A 14,779-nucleotide genomic window follows, 5' to 3' on the forward strand; every position below is an offset into this window, starting at 1 on the left:
TGTCACCTGCACGTCTGCCGACCATCCCGCGTGAGGCGACGAGCCATTGCCTTCTTGCTTCTGGTTGCGGCGCAGGAGTAGCGATCTAATGCTTATGTGGAAGCAGGCGATGCGGCAGTGATCGGCGCAGCAATCGGGGCGATAGGGGGACTCGGCTCAGTGGTCGAGGCCGCTGACTCCCTACGGCAGGGCTTCTATGAGCTCGACATGACGGGATTGTCGTGGTTCCGAGCAGCGGAACGGGAGGGTGTTGGTCGCATAGGGGATTTCGAGGCTCGCTTCAAGACAGCAGTATCGGCGAAGCGAGAGGCGGAAAGGGTCTTCCAGCAAGCGGCACGGAAGGCCCTCAACACCGAGCACTAGGACGACCGAGCGTAGGCGCACGAATCAGCTAGCACCGCTTCAGGAGCCAGGTGGGGTCGCATCCTGCGTGAGCAGCCCTTTTCTGGACTGCGCTGCTTCGGCGGAAAAGCCCCGATGGGGGCCTAGCCCCCGTGGTTCCCTCGGCGATCTGGCGCGGTTGTGGCACGCGACCACGACGCCCACCTCCTCGCCAGGATCGGCGCGCCGACGCGGAGGCCGGCGAGGACCTGCCAGCGGTCCAGGCCCTGCTCGGCCACGCCAGCCCCGACACCACCCAGGTCTACGCCCACCCCGACACCCTCAACCGCTCCCCCGCCGACACGATCGACCAGCGCATGGCCGCAGCCGCCGAACGCCGCACCCGCCATGCCCGCTGACAGCGTGTCCGCCCGGCCGGGGAGCGATCGGTGCCGGGAGGCGTGTGCGGTGACGTCGGTGGAGCGGACGGCTTATCGGGTGTTCCCGCGGCTGATGACGACGCGTGAGCTGTATGTCTTCTACTCCCCGACCCAGGATCAAAGGCGGCGGCAGCCGGCCACCCGCAAGGCGGCTGTGGCCGACCTGATCGCCGCTGTCCACCACGCCTGGCAAGCCCAGCAGCGCGGTCACCGCAGACGGTAGCACCGCACCTGCCGCGGGCCTTGTCCTTGCTCTCCCCGTCGTGCTCTCGCCGTCGCCCGATGGCATGCGCGTCGCCAGGGGCAGCGGCGGCACATGCGGTTACTCCTCGCGAGTCTGGGTGTAGTGGATTACTTGTAGTACTGCGCCCAGTACTCGACGGTGTGCTTCTTTCCGAGAACGAATCTCGCCCAATACCATGTGTGCCCGGCGTTGTGGATACGGACGATGCCGTATTTGCCGTTGCAGCGCCACGAGCCGGATTTGGCAAGTTTCTCGGCGTGCCAGCGGGACCTGTAGTAGAGCTTGACATACATCCGTGTGTCGTTGCCCCAGCAGCGGGCCTTGACCTGCATTACGCGGTCACCTGCGGGTCGCTTCCAGGCACGGGTCTCCAAGAACGTGCCGGGGCCCAACGCCTCGTGCCGGATGTTGTACCAGCCGCCTCTTGCCGTTGCGCTTGCGTTGGTCGAGACCTCCCTGCGCGCGATCGGTGCCGATTGGGCGGGGTCCGCCATGGTCCGCACGGCCAGACGGGTGGTGGCGTTGGCGGAGGGGATGGGGGCGCTCATGCTGAGCGCCGCGCCTGCGGTGGCCAGTCCAATAAGTCCGGTCGTGGCCGTTTTGATGAGGGACACTTTCGCTCCTTGGTAATCGATTGGGGGCGATCGTGGGCGGTGGCCCGAGTGGCCGCCGCTGGTACCAATCGTGGGCGTCCGGCACGCTCCACGGCGGGGCGTCTGGGACTTTCAGGGACGCGTCTGTCCCCGACCTGCGGGGACGCGCTGTCCCTGCGGGAGGTTCCGGGACGGGCCGACCTCTGGGGAGGACCGGATCGGATTTTGGCGGTAGCACTCTCTGTGACATAGGTGGCTGACAGTGCAAGCGCGCATTTCGATTCAGATGTTCTTCGCGGCGTGAGTGTGTCGGAAAACGAGGGTGCCAGGGTTATTCGACACTGAGATGAACCAACCTCGCGACTACAAAGAGTGGCAATAGTTGCTCAGCGTTACTCTGCCCCTGGTGACGGCGACCCGAGCACCGGGCCCTGAAGGCAGCGCATCTTCTTGATCGTTACCGGCTCCCACTTACCGTGCGAGCAGGCAGGGATGAACTTCTTCACGATCCGCTTCCCGCAGAGCCATTTGATGCTGGGCCTCGGCGAGCCGGCCTGGACACCCGAGGTCACGGATGCCGAGGCAATGGATGCCGAAGTGGCGGGCGATGCGGCGCTCTACGCTGACGCACTCGGCCCTCCCGCCAGCACCAGCGAGAACACCCCCGCCGCGACAACCGCGCTGATCTTCGTCGTGGCCTTCATGTTGTTTCCTTCCTTCTCCCGATGAGCACGTGGTGCTCGGTTGTGGAGAAGGTAGGGCGCCTTGTGTTGAGAATATGTTGAGTTTCTGTTGAGCATGGCTGCCGGCAGGGACATCTCAGCGGACGATGACGAGCTACGGTGGCGCTCGAAAACCGGAGCGCTTACCCACTCGAAAAGAGTGTCCGGGCGTCCCGTCCGTCGAGGCTCGACGTTCCGGAAACGCCCTGCCGCTGACCGCCCGCCTGGCTCGGGCTGGTACAGCGGTGAGCCCGGGTGGTCGTCTCGGCGCGTCATCCACACACCCTGAAGCGCTGGATCCCGGGGAGGTGTCGCTGCCATTCCTGTGGGGTCATGGTCCGGCCGGCTCTGGCGCAGACGGCCGCCGTGACCCGCTCCTCATCAAGAGGGTGCCGTCGCACGACGCCCTCCGGCGTCGTGCTGTAGAGCGTCTCGCCGTCCGCGCTGAACGCCATCGAAGCGCTCGCTCCGAAGCCGAGGCCTGTCAGGCCGTCGAACACGACACCGAGCAATTGCCTGCTCGGCACGTCCCACAGCCGGATCCGGTCGCCGGCCTCGTAGGAGGCGAGCGTGCGCCCGTCGGGCGACCAGGCGAGGGAGGCGCTTTCGCCGGCGGCGGGCAGGTCGCCGACGGCGGAGGTCAGGGCGGAGTTCCACAGGGAGATCCGGCCGGGTCCGCTGAAGGCGATGAGTCCGCCGTCGGGACGGAAGGCGTAGGGGGTGGAGAGGCTGCCGAGCCCTTCGGGACGTGGGCGGCGGGAGCCGCTGACCGGGTCGAGGGGTTCGGGGACCACGCCGGCCACGAGAAGCCCCCCGCCGGGGCGGAAGGCCGGGGAACCGCCGGCGGCCACGTCGGTGACGGTGACCGAGCCGGTCTTCAGGTTCCACAGCTCCATGGGCAGGATGCCGTCCACCCCGGTGACCGTGATCGCCAGCGTGCCGCCGTCCGGGCTGAACGCCAGGCCGTCGACGCCCGTGGCCTGCCTGTTCGAGACCTCGAAGGAGGTGAGCAGCCTGCCCGAGCCCGCGTCGGCGACCCGTACCCGCCTGCCGGCTCTGTCTCCGGCGGCCACGCGTCTGCCGTCGGCGCTGAAGGCGAACACATTGGCCGGCCCCGGGACGGGCGCGCCGGCCTGCCGGCTCTCGCGGATGTCCCAGAGCCGCGTCCCGTCGCCCACGCCGATCGCGAGGGTCCGCCCGCCCGGTCCCACCAGCGCGCCGCCGTCAAGGGTGCCCCTGGCCACGGGGTGGTCGAACAACGGTGAGATGTCGAGCGTGTGGACCCTTCCCCCGTCCGTCGCCACGCGCAGCACCCGGTCGGCTTCGTCGATGCGGAGGGTGTCCGGCTGCTCGGGCAGCTGTCGCTCCATGACGATGTGCTCGTCGGTGTTCCGGCGCACGATCAGCCCTCCGAGCAGGCTCCAGTGCGCCACGAACCGGGCGCTGAACGCGATCTGCATTCCGGCGGCGCCACCGGGGTAGTCCGTCACGAGGCCACCCGAGGGCACGCGTCTTATCAGCACCCGTCTCTGTTGCGCCCCGTCCACGACGAACGCGAGGGTGCGGCCGTCCTCACTGAACTGGACCTCGCTGAAACGATGCTTCACAGGCAGCCAGGGCGCAGGGACGCGCCTGCCCCTGCGCAGATCCCACAACTCGGCGCGGCCCTGCCCCGTGGAGGCGACCACGCCGAGGCTCCGGTCGGCGTTCACGGCGTCCAGACCCGCCCCCGATCCCGCCCGGAGCGGTGTGCGGCCGACCACGTCCCACCATCGGGCCGCGTAAGCGCCTTCGGGTACGGCCAGCAACCGCCCGGTTCGGTCGAAGGTCATCTCACCCGGCTGGAACTCCTCGACCCCGGCCGCGAATCCGCCGCCGACGGGCCTGCCCGTGGTGACGTCCCACAGCCGCACGTTCCGATCGTCCTGGAGGGCGAGCGTCCTGGCATCGGGGCTGAGCGCGGCCTTCCTGACCGTCTTTCCCACGCCGGAGAAGGCGCGGGTCTGACGGTGTGCCCGCACGTCCCAGATCCGCACCTGGCCGCCGAGGACGGCCGCGAGCGCGCGACCGTCGTGGCTGAGGGCATAGACGGTGCCGGGACTCGCGTGCGGATCGGTGAAGGAGTCGGTCATGGGCTGGGACAGCGCCTCGTAGAGCGCTCCGCGTGACTCGGGCAGTGAGGGGGTCAGCCGCCACGCCGCCACGCTCAACAGCATCGCGAGCCTGGGATCGCTCTGCCGCAGGCCGGCCGCGCGCAGTGCGAGCGATCGGGCCGTGGCCGCGTCCCGTTGCCGGTCGGAGACCCCCCGGCGGTACTCCGCCAGGCCGAGCCCGCCAAGCGCGGCCACCAACAGGACGGCGAGCGCGGCAGCGAGCAGGCCGCGGCGCCTGGACTGCCGTCTGGTCCGTCCCGCCGCGGCGTCGAGGAACTCGCGTTCCAGCTCCATCAGCGTGATGTCCCTGCGCTCGGTGGCGGCCCACCGCAGGGTCCTGTCGAGGTTGGAGCCGTGCAGCAGATCACCGGGCTTGCGACCGTGGCCGTCCCAGAACCGGGCGGCTTCGGTCAGCCGCCGGTGGACGGGCAGACCCTCACGGTTGTCGTCCAGCCACTGCCGCAGCCGCGGCCACGCCTGGACCAGGGCGGGCCTTGCCAGTGTGTAGCCGCGGTCCACGGCGGAATCCACCGTGGCGTCCACCTGGACGATCAGCCCGGCGGCGGCGTAGAGGGACAGCAGCGCATCGACGGCCTCGGAATCCGGGAACTCCGAGCGAGGGACCTTCCTGATCGTCTCGTCGACGTCGATCATCCGCAGGAAGACCTCGGGCGCGACGGCCCTCTCGCGTTCGGAGAGTTCCTCGAAGAGCTCCTCGGCGATCGTGCCCAGATCCGGATCCGCCGGACCCTTCAGCGCGGCGGCCGCGGCGCCGCCCTCGATCAGCAGTTCGCCGCCGTCCAGGTCGTCGGGCAGGCCGAGCAGGCCCAGCAGGACGCCCCTGGCCGAGGGCCGCCGGGCGGGATCCCGTGAGAGCGCCGCGGCCACCAGCCCGCCGAGAGGCTCCGCCAGGCCGTTCAGATCGGGCCGGAAGCCGAGCACGCTCCCGATGACCGTCACGGGGTCCCGATCCTGCACGGCATCGCGCCCCGACGCGGAGAACAGCACCACCAACGCCCAGGCCCAGATGTCGGCGGCGGCCGTGGCGCCGCGACCCGTCAGAACCTCCGGCGCCATGTAGGTGGGCGTACCCATGATCGGACCCGTCGTGGTCGGCCCCACCTGACGGGCCACACCGAAGTCGATCACTCGCGGCCCGTCGGGGCCCATGATGATGTTGTCGGGCTTAAGGTCGCGGTGGACCACCTCGACCTGGTGGATGGCGGCCAGCGCGGTGGCGACCCCGACGGCCAGGCGCCGCAGCGCGTCCCCTTCGTACGGGCCCGTCTCCTCGACCACCTGGCGCAGGTTGGGCCCGGGGACGAACTCGCTGACGATGTAGGGCTGGGCCGCATCGAGATGGGCCTCGATGACCCTGGCCGTGCAGAACGACGCCACCCGCTGCGCGGCCGCGGCTTCGGCGGCCAGCCGACTTCGGGAGGCCGGGTCGTCGATCCTGGGAACCTTGACCGCGACCCGCTCGCCGGCCTCGCCGTAGGCCTCGTAGACCACTCCCTGACCGCCGGCGCCCAGCCGCCCCGCCAGCCGGTAGCGGCCCAACCGCTGCGGATCAGAAGGAGCCAGAGGAGTCATCAATATGGAATTCTGAGGATCAAATGATCATCTGTCCGTCGCATTGAGGAAATTCACATGGAATTTCGCATCATGGGCGCACTTGAGGTACGCGACGATGCGGAGGACCGCACCCCGACCGCGCCCAAGCACCGGGATCTGCTGGCGGTGTTCGTGTTGAACGCCCGGCGGCCGCTGACGGTCGGGCGGCTGCGCGCGCTGCTGTGGCCCCGTGAGGACGGGGAACGCTCCGATTCGCTCGTACGGGGATACATCGGCCAACTCCGGCGGCTGATCGGCGAAGATGTAATCACCACCGTGTCGGGGACCTACACGCTCGCCATCGATGAGGACCAGCTCGACGTCGAGCGCTTCAGGCGGCTTGTGGCGCGGGGATCGCGGGAGGACCTCCGGGAGGCGCTCGCCCTGTGGCGAGGACCGGTGCTGGAGGACGTCGACCCCGACGCCGGGCGCTGGGCGGAGACCGGGCCGCTGCGTGAGGAACTGCAGGAGCTTCGCCTGCTGGCGCTCGAACGCCGGATCGGCTACGAGCTCGACGCGGGTCTCCATCGTGAGGTCCTCGCGGAGCTACGGCGGCTGATCGCGCAGCACCCGCTCTGGCAGGGCTTCCGCGGCCAATACATGCTCGCGCTCTATCGCAGCGGCCGCCGGGTGGACGCGCTGAACGCCTACTCCGCGCTGCGCGACGAGCTCGACGACGGACACGCCATCGAGCCTGACGCGGACCTTCAGCTGCTCCACCACCGGATGCTCCACGACGACGTCTCGCTGCACGTCTCCGCCGGCCCGCCCGTGCTCCTGCCTCGTGACGTGGCCGACTTCACCGACAGACGGGACCTGGTCGACCGGGTGATCGGCGACCTGGTCGTCGTCCACGGCCCGGCGGGCGTGGGCAAGTCGGCGCTGGCCGTGCACGCCGCCTGGCGGCACAGGGAACGCTTCCCCGAGGGAATCCTCTACGTCGACCTGCGTGAGACGACCACTCCCGCCGCGGTGCTCGAGGACTTCCTGCGCTGGCTGGGCTGTCCCGCCCAAGCCGTCCCCACCACCCTCGAACGGCGTGAGCGGCTGCTGCGTACATACGCGGCCAACCGGCGCCTGCTCATGCTGCTCGACAACGCCACCGACGAAGGCCAGGTCCGGCCGCTGCTGACATCGTGCCCGACGGTCGTCACCAGCCGCTCCACGCTCGGCGGGCTCACCGGCGCGACCCACGTGCCCGTCGGCGTCCTCGGCGATGACGACGCCTGCGACCTCATCACCCGGCTCGCCGGGCCGCTGCGGGCGGCTCCGGACGCGACGGCACGGCTCGTGCGCCTGTGCGGCGGCCTGCCGATCGCGCTGCGCGTCGCCGGGTCCCAGCTCGCCACCCGCCCCGCCTGGACGGTCGATCACCTGGTGGGCCTGCTGGAGGACGAGCATGGGCGGCTCGACCGGTTGCGTGTGGGCGACCAGGCCGTCCGTGGGGTGTTGCGTCTCGGTTACGACGGCCTTCCCGAGCCGGCCAGGCGCACGCTGCGTCGGCTCGGCGCGCTGTCGGCGCCCGACTTCGCCGACTGGGCGGCCGCGGTCTTTGGCGATCACGCGGAGGCGCTGGTGGAGGCGGGCCTGCTGGAGACGCACGTGATCGATGTCGCCGGCCAGGTCCGTTACCGCCTGCACGCCCTCACCCGGCTCTTCGCGCGAGAACAGCTGAACGCCGACACCGCCCAGGAGGCGCTGTCGAATCTCGCGGCGGTCGCGACGGCCAGGGTTCTGGCCTCACGGTTCACTCTCGTCTCCGGCGAGTCGGTCTCCTCGCCCGCCGCGACGACGGACATCAGACACTCGATGGAGTGGCTCCACGCCGAGCGGGTGTTCCTGGTGTACCTCGTCGACGACCTGCACGAGGCCGGACTATGGGAGGAGAGCTGGCGGCTGGCGCACCTGCTCACCCCCTTCCTCGAACGACAGCGGTTCCTGCACGACTGGCGGCGGATCTGCGAAACCGGCCTCGAAGCCGCCCGCCGTGCGGGCAGCGCCCGCGGCGTCGCCCTGAGCCTGCGCGACCAGGGCGACCTGCATCGCGCCGAACAGCGGTGGGATCTGGCCCACGACCGGCTCAGGCTTGCGCTGAGCGCCTTCCTGCGCGAGGGCGCCGTGCGGGATGTGGCTCGCACCCGGCACAGACTAGGCCGGGTCTACCTGGAACAGGGCAGACTTGACGAGGCGGAGCGTAACCTCGTCAAGTGCCTGGCCGTGGCCGAGAACGCGAAGGACACGGCGGAGACGATCTGCGCTCTGGGCTCGGTAGCGCACCGGGCGGGCCGCCTCGCGGAGGCGGCCGAGCGGCTTGCGGACGCGGCCTCGCGCCTGGCCGGTCTGGGCGACCGCCACCAGCACGCGGACGCGCTGCTGGAGCTGACTGCGGTACGGCTGGCGCAGGGCCTGGTTCCCGACGCCAGGCAGGCGGCGCAGCAGGCGAGGGGCATCGCCGTACGCCTCGGCGATCGGCTGCTGGACGCCGATGGGCTGCTGATGCTGGCGCGCGTCAACCTCGCGGAAGGCGCCGCGAGCCGAGCGCGCGACCTGGCCGAGGAAGCACTGAAGATCTTCGACGGAGTCGGTGACGACCGAGGCAGGGGCGAGGCGCTCGACGTGCTTCACCGGCTCTGACGGATCCTCGACGTTTCCTCGGCACGCCCGGCCCGTCTTCCTCTCACACCGCACGACACGAGAGGAAGACGACGTGAATCGGCATCCGAACGATGGTGACCAGGAGACCGGCAGCGATCTCCGCACTGTCGGCCGCGATCGTCACGGCCGCCGCGTTGACGGTCGGCGTCGTACCCGGGGCCCGGTAGTAATCGCGGAAAATCCAACGGATATGCCCCTGACCTGCTCTGATGCAAGAGCGTCGCAAGGCTGATGCGCCAGCTGGCGAGCACTGCGCACCGAGCCGAGGGCGCCGCTGACCTTGCCCGGATGCGCTACGTCGACGTTGATCACGATATCCGTTGGATCTTCCGCGATTACTACCGGAACCCCAAGCGGGGCGATTCAGTGCCGATGATGCCGGGCGGCTCGGATGGCGCCTCTCTCTGGTGCGCCGGTCAATCACCGTGGCCGACGATGGCGGTGACGCGGATCTCGACGCGCATCTTCGGGGCGCCGAGGGCGGGAACACCGGTCTCGGTCCAGATCGGTACGCGGTCGCCCATGCGCTTGCGGAACTGCTCCACCATGACGCGATTGTGGACCTCGCCGATGAAGTCGGCGGAGTCGGGGATGTGGTACGAGTTTACGGCGATGACGTCACGCCACGTGGCACCCGCTGTGGCGAGGGTGCGTTCGACGTTCTCGAAGGCTTGGACGATCTCGTCCTCCAAGGCTTCGGGAAAGTTCCAGTCATCGTCCCACCCTCCCTGACCTGAGGTCTCGACGCGGTCGCCGATGCGAACCGCCTGGTTGTAGTGCATGTTGGTGAGCTGTGTCGCGCCATACCCGGGCGTGGCGAAGAACTCCGGCTTGCTCATGGTGATCCTCTCGAAATGACTTCACGTGTGAAGTGAACATATCAGCCTTTCACTTCACGCGTGAAGTCATTGGTGCTCGGTATCGTGTCCCCATGGCCATCACCGCGACCCCGAACCCCAGTGAGGATGCTCCTGGCGAGCCGCTGTGGCTGACGGCGGACGAGAAGGAGGCCTGGACCGGGCTGGTCTCGTTGGTCCTGTTGCTGCCGGGGCGGCTGGAGGCACCTCTGCAGAAGAGCGCAGGCCTGACGTTGTTCGAGTACCTCGCCCTCAGCCACATCTCGGAGGCCCCTGAACGCCGCCTGCGGATGAGCGAATTGGCCTACCTGGCCAACGGCTCCCTCTCTCGCCTGTCCAACGTCGTCAAGCGGTTCGAGCAGCGGGGCTGGGTGGAGCGTTCGCCCGACCCCGAGGACGGTCGATATACCATCGCCGCCCTCACCGACAGCGGCTACGCGATGGTCGTCGCGGCCGCGCCCACGCACGTACACTCGGTACGGCAGCTTGTGCTCGACCCGCTCAGTGCCGCCGACCAGCAGGCGCTGGTCCGCATCGCCGCCAAGCTGCGGGTACGGCCTGTCGACCCGGCCTAGCCGGGCGCCTTCCAGAGCTTGCGCACATCTCGGACGGGGGTCGGCCCTGGTCTCGCGTTCACTCCCGCGGAGGCCGCACCATCAGGTCCCGAAGGCGGGTCCCGGCAGGTCTACCGCAAACTGTAAGCAGGGCAGGCGGTAGGAACGGTGACTGGGCGGGTGACGTCGGACGCGATGGGGACTGCCTGGGGTCCTGCTGTGGTTCGGCCACGTGGCAACGGATGGTCAACCTACCCGCGGCTGATAGGTGTTCCGGACCGGAACTGGTTCATGAACTCAGACGCGGAAGGCCGTCGGCGTAGTCCAACCCTTTACCGACCCCGCCCTCGACGTGCGGGCGGGGGCAGGCCCGGGTGTCGGCGTGGGCGGCGAAGCGTGCCGGACGCCGGCGCTGGCGGCCGCCGTCTCCGGGTTCAGCCTCAGCTAGCCTAGGCCGTCACGTCGAGCACGTCGGCCTCGACCACGTCCGCTGACCACTGGCGGTCAGTAGTGGCCGACTCCTGATCTCGCCGACATTTCTGAGCGAGGAAGATCGCCAAGTGGCTCTCAAAGTCGTCGATGTCTGGCTCTTTGAGTCAGTGACGTAGCCGTGCAAGGAGATCCCGAGCGCGCGGCCGAGCAGGACGATGGTGAGCGCCGCCGTCCGCTACGCGGTGAGCCCGACGGTGCCGTTGCTGGCGGGATCGGCGGCGATGACGGTGGAGTCGTTCCACCCCTCGGGCTGGCCGGTCGGCCATTCCGTGGCCAGGAGCGGTTCGGTGCTGTCGCGCCGTCGTGGGCGAATTCCACCGTCAGCCGACCTGCCCGGTCCTTGCCCACCCAGGTGACCTTGGCCTGTGCCTCGGCGACGGTTCCGAACTCGGCCTCGGAGGCCGGGGAGATGTCGCTGGCGAGCAGCTGGGCGAACCGCCGGGTCGGGCGAAGGCGTTTCAGCTCGTCCCCCTCGACGGGAGTGAGGGTCTGGCGCCACTGCTCCACCACGGGCCCGCCGGCGGTGATCACCTTGCGGACGGTGGCATCGAAGACCGCCTCCGGTCGCTGCCGGTACAGCAGCGACCCCAATACGCGGACCGCGTCGCTCAAGGCTTCTCCAGTCGTTCCCGGATGGCGCGCCTCGGCCTCTTCCTGGCGCAGGCCCACCAGTTCCGCAGCCGCTGCCTGCAGATCCACCGGCGCCTCGGCCGCGCTGCGGGCGGCCTGCTCCAGGTCGATAGGCCAGTCCGGCCGGGCCGGGCGGGCCACCAGACACCAGCCATCGCCGCGTTCGCGCTGGGTAGCGTGTCCTTGGCGTACCTCGGCCAACGTGGCCAAGGCATCGCGGGCCAGTTGCGCGAACGCCTGGGGGTGGCTCTCGGGCATGCCCCAGGCACGAGCCTCCTGGAGCTTGTCGCGTACGGCCGGCCAGTCGGTCGTGGTGTCGGGGATGGTGAAGGTGGCCTCCTGACCGAAGGCCTCCATCCGTTGCACCGCGGCCGGGGTGCAACTGCCCGTCAGCCACATCGGGATGGGGCGGCTGATGACCCGGGCGATCTCGGAAGGGTCGTACAGGCCCGCGGGCTCCACCGGCACGGTGTCGGGGTCGGGGTCGGGGTCGGGGAATTCTTCGTCGTCGTCGACCGGGGCTTTGAGAAACGACAGCAGCCGGTGCCCCGGCTTCGGCCCTGCAGGGCTCGCCTCGGGCACCAGCCGGTAGCCGTCAAAGTTGTAGTAATCGTAGTTGGAGCCCCCGAAGATCCCCATCGGCGTGATGACGATGATCGCGTCCTACCAGAACGTGGGCTCCAGCAGGTGGGCGCGGCCCGACGAGTCATGTCAATACCTCTCAGGTCAGATCTTCTCTGGACCCGGCGCAGACGCGGCCCGCAGACCGCCGCCGGGATCGTTGGCGTCATGCGACTTCAACGAATGCAGATCTCGGCGCTGATCGTCCTGGCGGTCGTCGCGGCACTCGCGCTCGCGCCGCTGCCGACGCTGCCCTACACCACGGGCTTCGCGCCGCACTGGGTAACCGTCCTGGCCGCCGCGCTGGGCGCGATCTTCGTGGTCCGGCCACACCCTGCGGGGCTGCTGCCCGCCGTCCTGCTGCTGTGGTCGGCAGGCGGCGTCGTGCTCGACGGCTTCCGCGCGTTCTTCGCCGTCACGGGCATCCCGGCGGGCGACTTCGCACATGTGGACTGGCCGGGGATGGCCCTGCGCGGGCTCAGCCTGGCCGGTTGCGCGCTGCTGGGCGCGCTGCTGCTGCCTCGCCTCAGGGTCCCGGGCGGGGCGTGGCTCGGCTACAGCGCCTTCGCGATCGGGTTCGTCTATCCCATGGCCAAGCTGTACTGGTCGGCGGGTGGCACGCTGCTGCGTCCGGAGGGTTATGCCGAGGGCTTCCCGTCCGGAGAGCTGATCATGCTGCTGATCGGGGCGGTGGGTTCGCTGGCGCTGGTCCAGCGGTGGGGGCGGTGGCTGCCGCGGCGGCTGGTGCTGGCAGGCGGTTGGACGGGCGCTGCTATGTTGACCACCATGGGGGCCATGTCCGTTTTCGGTACGTTGTCGCAGATGCTCGGCCTCACCCGAGGACCTGTGCCCCTGTCCGACCTCGCGGCGGTGGTGACGGTCGGGTTCGTGTACGGGAGCTGGCTGCTGTTCGGGCTGGCGGTCGGCGGGGCCACGCTGTCCTACCAGCGGGAGACGCTGCGGTGATGCCACAGTGACGCCGCAGCGCGCGGACCTGGCCCTGGCCTTCGTCGTCGGAGTGCCGCTGCTGTCGCTGTCGGTGGTGGTGGCGGTGCTGTCGGTGCCGGGCGGGAGCGCGGCCCTGCTGGTGGGCGCCTGCCTGGTGGCGCAGGCGGCCCTCATCTACCGGCGGAAGACCTGGGCGTTCTTCGTGGTCGCCGCGGCCTTCGCCGTCCAGGTCGCCGTGACCGGACTGTTCCTCGTGCTGCCGTCCGTGGCCGTCTTCCCGATCGCCATCTATTCGTGCACCGCATACGGCAGGCGTTTCCTGCCCTTGGCGACGGGGTTCGCCGGGGCCGGGGTGGCGGCCTATCGATTCGCCCACGACCCGTCGGTCACCGCCGCTCACTTGGGGCCCAGCCCGTGGCTCCTGCTCGGCCTGCTGGCCTCGATCGTGCTGGCGGCCTGGGGATTCGGGCTGTACCGGCGGACCCAGCTCGCCTACATCGCGCTGCTGCAGGAGCAGGCCGAGGTGTCGGCTGCCCGGGCGAGGCTGGCCGAGCGGGCGAGGATCGCGCGTGAGATGCACGACGTGGTCGCGCACGCCCTGGCCGTGATCGTCGCCCAGGCCAGAGGCGGCCGGTTCGCGTCCGAGCGAGCCACCGAGGTCCTGGCCACCGTGGAGGAGACCGGCCGCCGGGCCCTGACGGAGATGCGCGGCCTGGTCGGCGTGCTCCGCACCGATGCCGCCCCGCTGGACCCTTCGCCCGGGCTGGCCGACCTGCCCGCTCTGCTGTACGCATCGAGGGCGACCGGCCCAGCCGAGACGGGTACGGCCGGCTCCATCGGCCCGGCCGCCGAGCTGGCCGCCTACCGGGTGGTCCAAGAGGCGCTCACCAACACCCTCAAGCACGCGGGCCCGGCCGCGACGGCCGCCGTGCGCCTGGACTGGACGCCCGACGCCCTGGTCGTCACCGTCACCGACGACGGCGCGGGATGGAGGACGACGGACGGACGGGGAAACGGCCTGGCGGGCATGCGCGAGAGGCTGTCGGCCGTGGGCGGCACGCTGGAGGCGGGGCCGCGCGAAGAAGGCGGGTTCGCGGTGGTCGCCCGCCTGCCGTACGGGGAGGTGAGCAGGTGATCCGGGTGTTCGTTGTGGACGATCAGGACCTCGTGCGGACGGGCACGGTCATGGTGCTCCAGGCACAACCGGATATGGAGGTCGTGGGGGAGGCCCGCGACGGTGCCGACGCGCTGGCCCGGCTGCGCACCGTGCGGGCCGATGTTGTGCTCATGGACGTGCGCATGCCCCGCATGGACGGCGTGGCCGCCACCCGCGAACTGCTCGCCGAGGCTCCAGGGGCGCCGAAGGTGATCGTGCTGACCACCTTCGACCTGGACGAGTACGCCTTCGCCGCGCTGCGCGCCGGAGCCTCCGGGTTCCTGCTCAAGGACGCCCCCGCCGAGGACATGCTCGCGGCCGTGCGCGCCGTGCACGAGGGCGACGCGGTCATCGCGCCCTCCACCACCCGCCGCCTGCTCGACCACGTGGCTCCCACCCTCCCCGCGCCAGAGCCCGACCCGCTGACCGGCCGCGAACGCGAGGTCCTGCGCCATATCGCCAGGGGGCGGACGAATGCGGAGATCGCGGGCCTGCTGTTCCTGTCGGAGGGCACGGTGAAAACACATGTCGGCCGCATCCTGGCCAAGCTGGAGTTGCGAGACCGCGTCCAGGCCGTCATCTGGGCCTACGAACACGGCCTGACCCACCCGCGCTGACCGCCACTCCGGGGGAACGATCATTCGACGCGACCTCGTCAACGCACCTCGGGCCTCCTGCGGATGGCAAATCTTGGCGCCGGGTCGTTCCTTCAGATCCTCGCCGCCGGGCACGGTCTCCCAGCTGCGGTCTCTGCGGCATTGAGGAGGACGCGGGCGACG

Annotated in this window: 11 protein-coding genes; 7 read left to right on the forward strand and 4 right to left on the reverse strand. The window is 70.0% G+C overall.

Features of this window, described 5'->3' with window-relative positions; translation table 11 throughout:
- Positions 1 to 494 precede the first annotated feature (494 nt).
- A complete protein-coding gene (locus ACQP10_RS19110) occupies positions 495 to 740 on the forward strand; it encodes a hypothetical protein (protein WP_346021369.1) in 246 nt (81 codons plus the stop codon).
- Between the two features lie 372 nt (positions 741 to 1,112).
- On the opposite strand, the gene ACQP10_RS19115 is transcribed toward ACQP10_RS19110, so the two are convergent.
- Positions 1,113 to 1,619: a hypothetical protein gene (locus ACQP10_RS19115; protein ID WP_346021367.1), complete on the reverse strand. Its 507-nt coding sequence runs from the start codon at positions 1,617 to 1,619 to the stop codon at positions 1,113 to 1,115.
- A 471-nt stretch (positions 1,620 to 2,090) separates the two neighbouring features.
- Between ACQP10_RS19115 and ACQP10_RS19120 the strand changes: the two genes are divergently transcribed.
- The gene (locus ACQP10_RS19120; RefSeq protein ID WP_346021366.1) at positions 2,091 to 2,327 is read left to right on the forward strand and encodes a hypothetical protein; all 237 of its coding nucleotides are present in this window, start codon (positions 2,091 to 2,093) and stop codon (positions 2,325 to 2,327) included.
- 265 nt (positions 2,328 to 2,592) lie between these two features.
- Here the strand turns inward: ACQP10_RS19120 and ACQP10_RS19125 are convergent, their stop codons facing one another.
- A complete protein-coding gene (locus ACQP10_RS19125; RefSeq protein WP_433539388.1) occupies positions 2,593 to 6,066 on the reverse strand; it encodes a protein kinase domain-containing protein in 3,474 nt (1,157 codons plus the stop codon).
- A gap of 57 nt (positions 6,067 to 6,123) precedes the next feature.
- Here ACQP10_RS19125 and ACQP10_RS19130 point away from each other — a divergent pair, with 57 nt between their 5' ends.
- Entirely contained in the window at positions 6,124 to 8,721 is a 2,598-nt protein-coding gene (locus ACQP10_RS19130; RefSeq protein WP_346021364.1) for an AfsR/SARP family transcriptional regulator, read from the forward strand.
- A gap of 437 nt (positions 8,722 to 9,158) precedes the next feature.
- Here the strand turns inward: ACQP10_RS19130 and ACQP10_RS19135 are convergent, their stop codons facing one another.
- Positions 9,159 to 9,581 carry a Rid family hydrolase gene (locus tag ACQP10_RS19135; protein WP_433539389.1) on the reverse strand — a complete coding sequence of 141 codons (423 nt, stop codon included), beginning with the start codon at positions 9,579 to 9,581 and terminating at the stop codon, positions 9,159 to 9,161.
- A 92-nt stretch (positions 9,582 to 9,673) separates the two neighbouring features.
- On the opposite strand from ACQP10_RS19135, the gene ACQP10_RS19140 reads away from it, so the two are divergent.
- A complete protein-coding gene (locus ACQP10_RS19140) occupies positions 9,674 to 10,174 on the forward strand; it encodes a MarR family winged helix-turn-helix transcriptional regulator (RefSeq protein WP_346021362.1) in 501 nt (166 codons plus the stop codon).
- 546 nt (positions 10,175 to 10,720) lie between these two features.
- Here the strand turns inward: ACQP10_RS19140 and ACQP10_RS19145 are convergent.
- Complete coding sequence (locus ACQP10_RS19145; protein ID WP_346021361.1) at positions 10,721 to 11,914, reverse strand: hypothetical protein; 1,194 nt, start codon at positions 11,912 to 11,914, stop codon at positions 10,721 to 10,723.
- Positions 11,915 to 12,064: 150 nt separating this feature from the next.
- Between ACQP10_RS19145 and ACQP10_RS19150 the strand changes: the two genes are divergently transcribed.
- The 3 genes from ACQP10_RS19150 to ACQP10_RS19160 are packed head-to-tail and all read left to right on the forward strand — an operon-like array spanning position 12,065 to position 14,617.
- The gene (locus tag ACQP10_RS19150; protein ID WP_189251355.1) at positions 12,065 to 12,862 is read left to right on the forward strand and encodes a hypothetical protein; all 798 of its coding nucleotides are present in this window, start codon (positions 12,065 to 12,067) and stop codon (positions 12,860 to 12,862) included.
- A gap of 7 nt (positions 12,863 to 12,869) precedes the next feature.
- Positions 12,870 to 13,979, forward strand: coding sequence for a sensor histidine kinase (locus tag ACQP10_RS19155; protein WP_346021360.1), 1,110 nt, complete (start codon positions 12,870 to 12,872; stop codon positions 13,977 to 13,979).
- A complete protein-coding gene (locus ACQP10_RS19160; RefSeq protein WP_229812086.1) occupies positions 13,976 to 14,617 on the forward strand; it encodes a response regulator transcription factor in 642 nt (213 codons plus the stop codon). Before ACQP10_RS19155 ends, ACQP10_RS19160 begins: the two co-directional genes overlap by 4 nt.
- Positions 14,618 to 14,779 lie beyond the last annotated feature (162 nt).

This window comes from Streptosporangium sandarakinum (assembly GCF_050942225.1).
Taxonomy (GTDB): domain Bacteria; phylum Actinomycetota; class Actinomycetes; order Streptosporangiales; family Streptosporangiaceae; genus Streptosporangium; species Streptosporangium nondiastaticum.